Raw genomic sequence first — 3100 nt, 5'->3', positions numbered from 1 at the left:
CCCGTTCCTGCTCGCGGGGCGCGGCGCCTGGCTCGCCGACGCCGGGAAGACGCTGGGAGCGCTGGCCGAGGCGACCGGGGCGATCACTGCCTCGACGGCTCTCGGCCGCGGGATCTTCCCCGACCAGCGCTACGACCTCGGCGTCACCGGAGGCTTCGGCGCGGAGGGGGCGATGCGGCTCGTGCGCGAGGCCGACGTCGCGGTCGTGTTCGGCGCCGGCCTGAACCAGTTCACGATGCGCTTCGGCGAGCTGTTCGATCCACGCACGCGCGTGTTCCAGATCGACACGGCCGCCTCGGCCACGCACCCGCAAGTCGGAGGCTTCGTGCGCGCCGACGCGGCCGAGGCGGCCGCCGCGATCGTGGCGCGCCTCGACGCGCGGAGCGCGCGGTCATCCGGCTGGCGGGAGAGCGTCGACGTCGCGGCACTGCGCGTTCGCGAAGCGGGCGACGGGGTCGCCGCCGACGGCCGCCTCGACCCCCGCACGGTAGCCGTGCGGGTCGGCGAGCTGCTCCCGGAGGACCGCGTCGTGGTGTCGGACGGCGGGCACTTCCTCGGCTGGTCGAACATGTACTGGCCGGTGGCATCGCCCGACCGCGTGATGATGGTCGGCACGGCGTACCAGTCGATCGGACTGGGGTTCCCGAGCGTGCCCGGCGCCGCCGCCGCGCGGCCCGAGTCGACGATCGTCCTCACCACGGGGGACGGCGGCGGGCTCATGGCCATCGCCGACCTCGAGTCGGCGGTGCGTGTCGCGCGTGGCCGCGGTCTCGCCGTCGTGTGGAACGACGCTGCGTACGGCGCCGAAGTCAACCTCTACGGGCTGAAGGGACTGGCGCGTGAGCCGATGCTCATCCCCGAAGTCGACTTCGCCGCGGTCGCCCGCGGATTCGGCGCCGAGGGGGTGGTCGTGCGCGACATCGCCGACCTCGACGCGCTCGCCCGCTGGACCGCGCGGGATCCGGACGAGCGCCCCTTCCTGCTGCTCGACCTGCGCATCAGCGGCGACATCATCGCCCCGTACCAACAGGAGATCATCCGGGTGAACTCCTGACCCGCCGTCGGTCGCGCGGCCAGGGGGAGGTGGGTCTCGCGGTCGTACCGCGCGAAGTGCGCGCCGTCGGTGGGGGGCGGGTACCGCACCGCGATCTCGTGCATCACGGCATCCTCTCGAGAGACACTGCCGGGCCCGGGCGAATAGCCCCGGACCCGGCAGCGCGCGAGTGACGCTCAGCGGTCGGCGAACGCCTTCACGCAGTCGCTCGTCGCATCGTCGTACTCGGCGTCGGCGTAGGTCTCGAGGCCGGTGATGTACTGCTCCAGCACGCCCTTGGCGTCTTCGAGCCCCTGGCCGGTGGCCAGCTCGATCCACTTCTGGGCACCGGTGTCGCCGACGGAGTCTTCCCACGCACGGGTGGCCGACTCGTCCCACGCCGTCAGGTTCTTGACCGTCGGCGCGTCGAGCATCTCCTGGCACTGACCGGCCGCGGTCTTGTTGAACGCCGCGATCCCCTCGCCGCCGTTCAACTCTTCGACAACGCTGTCGAACTGCTGACGCAGGTCATCGGGAAGGGCATCGTACGCATCCTTCGACACCCACATGCCGAACGTCGAGTACTGGCCGACACCCGGGTCGCTCCAGTACGGCAGCAACTCCATGATCTTGTAGTTCACGGGGAAGTCGATCGCACCGCCGATCGAGGAGACGACGCCACGTTCGACCGCCTCGTAGGTCTCGGGTGCGGTGATCGCGACGATGTTGGCGCCGGCCCCGCTGAGAACCTGCTGGATGATCGGGCCCGAGGCGCGCATCTGCAGGCCGGCGAACTGCCCGGCATCCTCGAGCGGTTCTTCGCTGCCGAGGAGGAACCGGCCGACCGGCCACGTGGCGACGTGATGCAGGTTGTTGCCGTCCATGACCGCCATCGCCGGCGCGTAGCTGGTGTGCAGGTCGTAGATCGACTGCATGATCGCCTGCGAGTTCTGGCTGAGGAACGGGATGCTGACCATGCTGGTCGAGGGGAAGTACTGCGGGGTGTAGTCGGGCACCGTGACACCGATCTGCGCGCGACCGTCGCGCACGCAGTCAGCGACCTCGGCAGCCTTGCAGAGAGCCTCGGTCGCGGTGCGCTCGAAGCTGATGCGTCCCTCCGTGACCTCTTCGACACGGTCGAGGAACCAGTCCTGCACCGCGGCGTTCGGTGTTCCGGCCTGCGCGCCGGTGGCGAGGGTGAAGGTCACGCTCTCGCTCCCGGCGTCGCCGCCGCCGGTGGAGTTCTGGATGCCGGCGCAACCGGTGATTGCGAGCGCCGTCGCCGCGAGACCCCCGGCGAGTGCGAGAGCCCGCCGCGAGCGGGGGCGGGAGTGCTGTGAGAACATCATCGTCCTTTCTGTCGGTCCGCTCCACCGAGGAGCGGATCGCGGGTGGGTTCAGTCTGGGCGGCGGGCGGCGGCATCCCCATGGCTGCAGCCGCACACCGCCGGGTCATCGGCGCACGTCCGGTTCACCCGGCCGACTGCGCGACGAGGGAGGGGAGCCAGAGCACGATCGCGGGCACGAAGAACAGCACGGCCGAGACGACGATGTCCATCGAGAGCAGAGGCAGGACCCCGCGGAACACGGTCTCGGTCGGCACCCCGGTCGCGCCCGAGACGACGAAACAGGTCATGCCGACCGGTGGGGTCACCATCCCGATCGCGGTGAGCTTGACGATCATGAGGCCCAGCCAGATGCCGTCGAAGCCCAGCTCCATCGCGACCGGATAGATGATCGGGATCGTGATGATCAGCACCGAGATCTCATCCAGCGCCGTGCCCAGCGGCAGGAGGAGCAGCAGCAGCAGCCCGATCGTCAGCAGCGGGGGGATCTCGAGACCGGCGATCCAGGTCGTGATCGTGTCGGGAACGTGCGCCGCGATGAGGAAGGTCGAGAAGACGCTCGAGCCGACGAGGATCATGAAGACCATCGACGTCGTCTGCGCGGTGTCGAGCAGCGCGCCCTTGACGTTGCTCCACAGGGAGGCGACGCCCGAGCGGCGGAACTCCCACAGCAGGATCAGCAATGCGACGAACGCGGCGATGGCGGCCGACTCGGTCGAGG

At 70.0% G+C, this 3100-nt stretch carries 3 protein-coding genes; 1 reads left to right on the top strand and 2 read right to left on the bottom strand.

The window, feature by feature from the left end:
- A partial coding sequence (locus LQV45_RS22955) for a thiamine pyrophosphate-dependent enzyme (RefSeq protein WP_230008972.1) occupies positions 1–1054 on the top strand: 1054 nt, incomplete at its 5' end.
- A 176-nt stretch (positions 1055–1230) separates the two neighbouring features.
- On the opposite strand, the gene dctP is transcribed toward LQV45_RS22955, so the two are convergent.
- Both dctP and LQV45_RS22945 read right to left on the bottom strand, forming a co-directional pair.
- Entirely contained in the window at positions 1231–2382 is a 1152-nt protein-coding gene (gene dctP, locus LQV45_RS22950) for a TRAP transporter substrate-binding protein DctP (RefSeq protein ID WP_230008971.1), read from the bottom strand.
- A 122-nt stretch (positions 2383–2504) separates the two neighbouring features.
- The coding region (locus LQV45_RS22945; RefSeq protein WP_230008970.1) for a TRAP transporter large permease subunit at positions 2505–3100 on the bottom strand (596 nt) is incomplete at its 5' end.

Source organism: Microbacterium sp. Bi128, from assembly GCF_918698205.1.
Note: the sequence above shows the minus strand (reverse complement) of the source record. Positions and strands in the feature narration are given on the sequence as shown.

Excerpts from the sequence above, each read along its gene's own strand:
- dctP (WP_230008971.1), bottom strand. The coding sequence starts at position 2,382 with ATGATGTTCTCACAGCACTCCCGCCCCCGCTCGCGGCGGGCTCTCGCA.